Genomic DNA, 8085 nt, shown 5'->3' on the forward strand with positions numbered 1-8085 from the left:
GTGAAGTACCGCTTGTTAATGGTGTTAAACTGATAAGGATAATCAATTATCTGACGAACCCGTGTGATCTGGTGCTCCCCGAACATCCCTCCTTGCACCGTTACTCGCCGGGTTTCAGTGGGATGAAGATTCACTAACTGTAGCGATACTCCCTGCGGATTCACCTGCCGGACCAGTGCCGCTACATCTTCAGGAATACCGGGCCGCTGATTCTCCGGGTCAAAGTAGCGTAGGCTAGCGTGTAGTAACCCGCCGTGGTAAATATGATTGGGAGCCCCCAGCATGGTTTGTACCAGTCCTTCCAGCACCACCGGATTACGCTCGAGCCAATGGTGCACATCCTGATCATCGGGGGTGCTATCATCGCTGCTGACAACTTCTAATCGCCGTTGCATCTCCTGATAAGTTGCACGAAGAATATCTACTGGGTATGTAGGATTCACCCCCTCCAGGTAGCCCAGCCAAGCCGCCGTATTTTCCGAATCCCCTTTGCTTTTGTGGTAGGCCAGCGTTTTCCACTTAGTAGAATCTGTCAGCTCCTTTACTCGCTTCCAGTCTTCTTCACTACGCGAATAGTACCACAAGTGGGTAGGATACTTCGGTCGCATAGGACGGTAATCGTACCATCCTCGGTCATCGTAGCGATAAGGAACCAGAGTATTACCACCTTCAACTATAGATTCATCCGAAACCGCCCGAATCACCGAATAAGGTAGTTCCAGGTAGGAGGAATCTCCGGTGAGTAAGTAAGCGTTACTTGCGCCAATAGTGGTAGCTTCCATTTGGTTAGGAAGTCCGTGGGGCCAGCGCCAGCCGTAGTATCCGCCCCACCACTTTCCGCCAGTGTTCTCTCCTATCTTTCCACTGTGCCCTACATTGTCGGGAATTACCCCGCCATTGTCTTCTACCCGTTGCATCCAGGCCGCTACGTAGTCGGCCACCCAATTTTTATAGCGTTCATCCTGGGTATACAGATAGGCGTTGGTCATCAGGCTAGTTGATGCCAGATTTAGTGGCACATCGTTCTTCATCATGCGCTCATTAATCGCCTGAAGAATGTAGGGAAACTTCTGATCATCGTTCCAGGCACTAGAGTTGTCTACATTGGGAATATCATCGTAGGGTAGCGGATAGTGAGCTAAAATAGGGCGGTGGGTTACCCAGTCTTCAGCAGTATTTATGAAGCGAGGCCCTAAACTTCCGGTGAGGGGCGAGCGGATAATTTTGTGCTCGTCATCGTAGTTGGATTTATCGGTACCGTCATCCAGATACATTTCAGCGAACTTTACCGCCCGATCTCGCATCTTTTTATTGGTCGGATCAGCTAACCCGAAGAAGTAGAAATACGTATAGGATTCTCCGTGGTGCATCCAATCGTAACCGGCATCAAACTCGTCGTGTACCTGTCCGTACTCGGTAAACTGCTCAGTAATTGCATCCCAAAATATCCTCGAAAGACTATCGATTGCCTTCGGTCCACCCAGAGCATAGTACAGCGGAAAGTTGTAAAAAGCTTCATACCCATCGTCGGAGCCATCCATGCCCGGCCACTCTTCGCGCCACTTAAGCGTGCCATCGGCGTGGGTGTACTTTTCTATAAAGGTTAGAGCCGCCGGATACAGCGCTTTCATCAGTTGCTGTTGCATTAAAGCCCAATCAGGGGGAGTGCCAGAGTCGTTCAGACGAATCAACCTATCGCTGCTTAATGATTCATTTTCCGAAGTTTCTTGAGCCAGTATAGTAAAGACTACTCCAAATGATATAGCACTTAGTACGATTAGTATTCTAGGATAAATAGTACAGTTCTTTGTTACTCGGCGGGGTTGATGCATTAGAAAGAAATTTAACGAACGATATGGTTGAAAGCGATTGACCAGTAGGTGATGAATAATCTAATCTACTTAATATTTCCTACATTTTTATTACGCCGAACGCCTTACTGGACTCGGTTAATAAGATTAGTTTAAATTACAATCTAAAACATGAACATATTTTCATATGTTTCGTACATTTGAGCGGGAGTTCGGGTTTCATTCTACTCTTCAACTAAAACTTATGGACATAGTATCATATGTAAATGATAGCGATTGTTATTTTTATCAATATTTCCAGCACTAAAGTATGAGCGCAATTGAGCTTATCGGATATTTTTCTGCAGCGGTCATTGGCTTCAGCCTAGGGCTGATTGGCGGGGGTGGTTCTATTTTAACTGTTCCGGCACTGGTTTATCTCGTTGGAACTGATCCGGTGCTATCTACTTCTTATTCCCTATTTACCGTAGGCGCAGCGGCATTGGTAGGCTCTTTTAATTATATGAAGCAAGGTTTGGTGAGTTACCGAACGGCTTTAGTATTTGCTGTTCCTTCGCTCACAGCTGTCTATATCACCCGGCGGTGGATTGTGCCCGCCATACCTGAAGAGATAGCTCACTGGGGTGATTTTGTTCTGACTAAGAATATTGCTGTGATGGTATTTTTCGCCATTCTCATGGCAGTTGCTTCTTTCTCTATGATTTACTCGGCTAAAAAGCCCGCTGCGGACAAGGGCCAGGAAGCTATTCGGTTTAATTACCCGCTGATTTTATTAGAAGGAGCAGTAGTAGGAGTGTTAACTGGCTTAGTAGGAGCTGGAGGTGGCTTTCTCATTATTCCCGCCTTAGTGCTGCTGGCTAAGTTACCAATGAAACTAGCGATTGGAACCTCGTTACTGATTATTGCCGCTAAATCACTCATTGGCTTTGTAGGCGATATTGGAGTACAGCCTATTGAGTGGACGTTCTTACTTGTCTTTACTACTATTGCTGTAGTTGGTATCTTTGCGGGCACTTATGTTTCCCGATTTGTTGCCTCTCAAAATTTGAAAGTAGGATTTGGCTGGTTTGTACTAGCCATGTCCGTTTTTATCATTGTAAACGAATTAATCATTACCTAATCATCTCAGAATATGGAAATTAAGCAGTTTTATGACCAAGCATTAGCCCATGCCTCCTATATTATCATCAGCAATCAAGAAGCTGCTCTCATTGACCCGGGTCGCGACCCGGAACCGTACCTAGATTTTGCTCAAGAGCACAATGCTACCATTGTCGCTGTTTTTGAAACTCATCCCCACGCTGACTTTGTAAGTAGTCACTTGGAATTCTTCCAGAAGCAGGGAGCTACTATCTACATTAACTCCCGGATGGGAGCCGATTATCCGCACCAAACCATAGACGATAGCGAGCAAGTGAAAGTCGGACAGGTAAGTATGCAAGCACTATTTACCCCCGGTCATTCTCCTGATCACAATACTTATTTATTGCTTGATGAACAAGGAAAGCCGCATTCAGTGTATACGGGCGACTCGCTATTTGTAGGTGATGTTGGACGACCAGATTTGCGGGAAGGCGCTGGCCACCTTCGCTCTAAACGAAAGGAGTTGGCTCAGCAGATGTTTGATACCATCAACAATGTATTTCGGCCAATGAATGATGAGATTGTGGTGTATCCCGCCCACGGGGCCGGATCACTCTGTGGTAAGAATATGGGGCCGGAAACGTCTAGTACTATCGGTCAGGAGCGGGAGCAGAATTGGGCATTTAAAATCGACGATAAAGATCGCTTTGTAGAAGCGTTGCTAGCCGACCAACCCTTTGTGCCCCAATATTTTTCTTATGCGGTGGAAGTAAATCGCGAAGGAGCTACTTCCTTTGACGAGAGCCTGGCGGATATACCTAAACTATCGCTAAATAGCGAGTTAGATACTAACGCCTCGTTAGTGGATGTACGTGATCAAAGCAAGTTTAAGCGGGGTCATATAGTAGGGGCTATCAATATTCAGGAAGAGGGAAAATTTGAAACTTGGTTAGGTACGCTCATTACTCCCGAAACTCCTTTCTATTTAGTGGTTGACGATGAAGAGCAGCTTGAACGAACGTTGCGTCGTACGGCTAAGATCGGCTACGAAGCTTACGTAAAAGGAGTGATAGTCGTCCGGGAATCACTCCCTGAAACCAGCCCCTCGCTGGATCTGACCCACTTCAAAGAACATCCGGAAGCATACACCATCGTAGATATTCGTAATGCCCCCGAAGTAGCTGATAACACAATCTTTTCTCAGGCAACTTCTATACCTCTGCCCGAGTTATCAGCCCGAGTAGATGAAATTGACACCAATCAGCCAATAGTGGTTCACTGTGCCGGAGGCTACCGCTCCGCGGCCGGGGCCAGCCTTTTGGAAGCCAAATTGCCTGATGCCAAAATTTACGACTTAGGTGAAGCAGTGAAGGAGTTTTAGTTTGCTATTAAACTAGCCAGTTAGATACTTCTCATATTACAGAATAGTGGGTTTTGATTATTAGAGATAAAATCTCAGTACACACTATATCAAATCTACCTGCTACCAATAAAAACGGGCGAAGTAGTTACACCTCACCCGTATCAATTGCTATAGTGATAGTCGGTTATTTCTCAGCCCACTCAACGTTAGTATCTTTCCAACTGCGGTCAGCCGCCGAGTCTAATACCGCCTCGCACACCTTTTGGGTTTCGTGAGCGTCTTTGAAGGTTGGGTGACATTCCTCTTTGTTTTCAAGGCTCTTTAGAAAGTCAGCTACTTGATGCACAAACGAGTGCTCGTACCCTAAGCCTAATCCGGGTACCCACCACTTGTCTATATACGGCTGGTCAGCATCAGTCACGTGAATAGACCGCCAACCCCGTACAATAGATTCATCGCTGTGATCAAAGTACTCGAGCCGGTTCAGATCGTGCAAATCCCAACGAATGGAGGCGTGCTCGCCGTTAATCTCAAAGGTGTACAGCGCTTTATGTCCTCGGGCGTAGCGAGTAGATTCAAACAAACCTAATGAGCCATTATTGAAATGGCAGTGGAAGATGCAGGCATCGTCAATACCGACTTTTTGCTTCTCGCCGCTTCCGGCGTGCATACGCTCCTTTACAAAGGTTTCGGTCACTGCCGATACATCTTTGATGCCACCGTTGAGCCACATGGCGGTATCAATACAGTGCGCTAGCAAATCGCCGGTAACGCCAGAACCCGCGGCGTCCACGTCCAGTCGCCAAGTACCTTCCCCACCCTGGGGTACTTCCGGACTAATCGTCCAGTCTTGCAAAAAGTTAGCCCGGTAGTGGAAAATTTTGCCGAGCTTACCGGAATCAATTACTTGCTTAGCCAAGGTTACGGCCGGAAGGCGACGATAGTTATAGTAGACGGTATTAGCCACACCGGCTTTCTCTACCGCATCTACCATTGTCTGAGATTCTTCTAAAGTGCGGGCGAGGGGCTTCTCACAAAGGATCATCTTTCCGGCTTCGGCGGCGGCGATAGCAATTTCAGCGTGTGTATCATTGGGCGTACAAATATCTACCGCATCAATGTCGTCGCGAGCAATCAGCTTGCGCCAGTCGGTTTCGTATGACTCGTAGCCCCACTGTTCAGCAAAAGCTTTCACTTTGTCTTCGCTGCGCGAGCAAACGGCTTTAAGTACTGGGTGGTACTGTAGGTCGGGAAAAAAGTTGCTTACTCGGTTATAGCCGTTGGAGTGGGTTCGTCCCATAAAGCCTCGCCCCACGGTTCCTATTCTTAATTCTTTTTTGTTCATAATTTAAGAGTTGAATGATTGAAGGATTGAATGAAGGAAAGGATAATTACTAATTCTTATGCATTCATCATCATTCGTTATTCATCAATCACTGTCCATTGTACATTGCTAATTGTTCTTTGTTCATTGTCAATCCCAGCCGTGCTGCTCCCGTACCTTAATCATAAGGGCTAGGATGTCGTTCCAGGTTTGTTGCTTTTCCATTACGTCGTTATCGAACATACAGCCATCCCAGCAGATATGCTCGAAGGATTTGGTTTGATTGCCGTTCTCGTCACGCAGCCAATAGCCAGCATCATGGGCGACGTTTAACTTGCCATCGGGATCAGTAGCCAAGCAGTGACGGCCGGTTTTATCGTGCGAGCCGGTTCCGTGCACGGTTCCGTCGTTTTGGGCTACGTGGAAGTCAATCGTCCAAGGACGCAAAGCTTGCGTTACTTTTTCTAAGCCTTTCTCTAGGGTTTCTCGGTCGTTCCAGTCAAAATCTTGGGGAAGAATACGGTCTTCGGGACGATTGTAGCCCAGCAGATACAGTAGCGTATGCGACATATCAGCTTGGAAACCTATGTTGGAACGATCAACAGCTTCTAGCGTATCTACCATCGTTTTCCAACTGTGCATACCACCCCAACAGATTTCTCCCTCGGCGGCGAGCTTTTCGTTGTAATCGGCAGCCACGTCGCAGGCTTCTTGGAAAGTCTTCACAATGAGTTTGTTGCTACCCGCAATATCCTCAGCCCACTGTTCAGGACTGGAGGCGGTATCGATACGGATAACTCCGTAGGAGCGAACGCCGTGTTCCCGTAGCACCTTTCCAAAGTGGCAGGCTTTACGAACCATCTCTACAAAGGTTTTTCGGTCGTCGTCGCTACCCAATACCGGGCCACCCCAAATCGGAGCTACCAGACTGCCGACATTCAGATTATGTCCGGCAATTTTATCCGCTAGTTTTTTAAAGTCATCGTCCGAACCATTAATATTGATATGCGGATCAAGTAAGCCGAGGTCTACGCCATCGAACTTCACTCCGTCTACCTCCGCCGCCGCAGTCATTTCCAGCATGGTGTCCAGCGGGATTACCGGTTCAGAATCCGGACCTTTGCCTACAATGCCGGGCCAGGTTGCGTTGTGTAATTTGGGATACGTATGGTCACTCATAACGTCAGGTTGTTTTTTTGGTAAAAAAAAATATTTAGAAGAAGATAGTAATACTATTATAAATTTCAAATTAAGTCTCTTCTGTTAAAGCCTTTTACAAGAGACTTCGAGAGGAACTTACATAATAACCTCCGGTAAATCAGGATTTTTGGGACCGAAGTGTTTGAGCATCACGATGGGGTCGGTAGCCGACTGGTTAGTAATCTTCACTCCCTCTTTAGCCGCACTTTCGCTGACGAAATACTCATCGTGGGTGAGCTGACCGTAGCGAATCATGGTGGGAGTTTCAATATTCCAATTATTCATGGTGCCGTGCCCTTGCATCATAATCATGCCGTAGGCTGCGCTGTCTTTGATAGTTACCGTTTGACCCGGCAGTACGGTGAGTTCTTTCGCGCTAAAATCGTGGGAGCGGTAACAGATCCATTTATCTACGTAGCCCTCCATCTGATCTTCTGGTTTTACTAAAACGGGAGCCATAAAGCGCGTTTCCAGTAAGTTGGGATTCGTATTGAGTTCCCAATCGATTACCTCAACCAATTGAGTGTGGTCGCCCATGCGGTCTTGGGGAGTGCCATTCCATAACAGTTCTTCGGGGATAATGGCTTCGTTCACCAGCGACTGGTACATGGCGAATATGTCGGAAGCCTTTTGAGGTTCGTAGGTACACATACTGCCGGGAGCGTGCAACATGCCGGGAGGTACATCCCAACCAGTGCCGGGTTCCAGGCGGAATGCCGAAGAGTAATTAGTGATTTTATTGTCGCCCTTCGTGAAGTTTTTCAAGCACTCCAGAATCTGCTCTTTTGTAGTTCCAGGGGTTATACCGAAGAAGGTATAAGGAAAATCTCCCCCGTGGTTATTTACCTGCGGCGGGAAGTAATAGGCTTCGGGCTTACCCTTTTGCCCGACCTTTGCGGCGTGCTCATCGTTGTGATGAATGTGGTGCGGCAATGGTCCCATGTTATCGAAAAATTTAGAGTACATTGGCCAGCTTTGGTGCTCATCCCAGATTCTATCTCCGATCAGTCCCCCTTTTAATTCCTCCACCGCATCGCGTAGTAGAAATTGCTTTTCCTCGCTGCCGTCGGCAAATACCACCGCACTGAGGCCTTCGTTTTCACCGGTAAGCGGGCCATTTTTTGCGGGGGTGGTGGATGAGAACCAACGTTCGTCAATACCACCGCGCTCACCGCCCAGCACGTAATAATCATCCGGGTGAAGTTTAATTCTTCGTCCGGGTACACAAAACGAGCGAGGCACCCAGGTGGGAGTTAGTCGTAATATTCCTTTTCCCTGATCTAGGGCATCTTGCATAGCATTTA

The 8085-nt window shown here is 47.3% G+C and carries 6 protein-coding genes; 2 read left to right on the top strand and 4 right to left on the bottom strand.

The window, feature by feature from the left end:
• Nucleotides 1–1832 (bottom strand): hypothetical protein (locus tag WBA23_RS15715; protein WP_424583236.1); only part of this gene is annotated, 1832 nt, incomplete at its 3' end.
• 289 nt (nt 1833–2121) lie between these two features.
• On the opposite strand from WBA23_RS15715, the gene WBA23_RS15720 reads away from it, so the two are divergent.
• Nucleotides 2122–2931: a sulfite exporter TauE/SafE family protein gene (locus WBA23_RS15720; protein ID WP_424583237.1), complete on the top strand. Its 810-nt coding sequence runs from the start codon at nt 2122–2124 to the stop codon at nt 2929–2931.
• Between the two features lie 12 nt (nt 2932–2943).
• The gene (locus WBA23_RS15725) at nt 2944–4275 is read left to right on the top strand and encodes an MBL fold metallo-hydrolase (RefSeq protein WP_424583238.1); all 1332 of its coding nucleotides are present in this window, start codon (nt 2944–2946) and stop codon (nt 4273–4275) included.
• 166 nt (nt 4276–4441) lie between these two features.
• Here WBA23_RS15725 and WBA23_RS15730 read toward each other — a convergent pair whose 3' ends face one another.
• The 3 genes from WBA23_RS15730 to WBA23_RS15740 all read right to left on the bottom strand — a co-directional run bounded on the left by WBA23_RS15730 (nt 4442) and on the right by WBA23_RS15740 (nt 8077).
• Entirely contained in the window at nt 4442–5605 is a 1164-nt protein-coding gene (locus tag WBA23_RS15730; RefSeq protein ID WP_424583240.1) for a Gfo/Idh/MocA family protein, read from the bottom strand.
• 126 nt (nt 5606–5731) lie between these two features.
• Complete coding sequence (locus tag WBA23_RS15735) at nt 5732–6760, bottom strand: sugar phosphate isomerase/epimerase family protein (RefSeq protein WP_424583239.1); 1029 nt, start codon at nt 6758–6760, stop codon at nt 5732–5734.
• 117 nt (nt 6761–6877) lie between these two features.
• Complete coding sequence (locus tag WBA23_RS15740) at nt 6878–8077, bottom strand: hypothetical protein (protein ID WP_424583241.1); 1200 nt, start codon at nt 8075–8077, stop codon at nt 6878–6880.
• Nucleotides 8078–8085: the final 8 nt, after the last annotated feature.

Source organism: Tunicatimonas sp. (assembly GCF_049647865.1).
In the GTDB taxonomy this organism is placed as follows: Bacteria; Bacteroidota; Bacteroidia; order Cytophagales; family Cyclobacteriaceae; genus Tunicatimonas.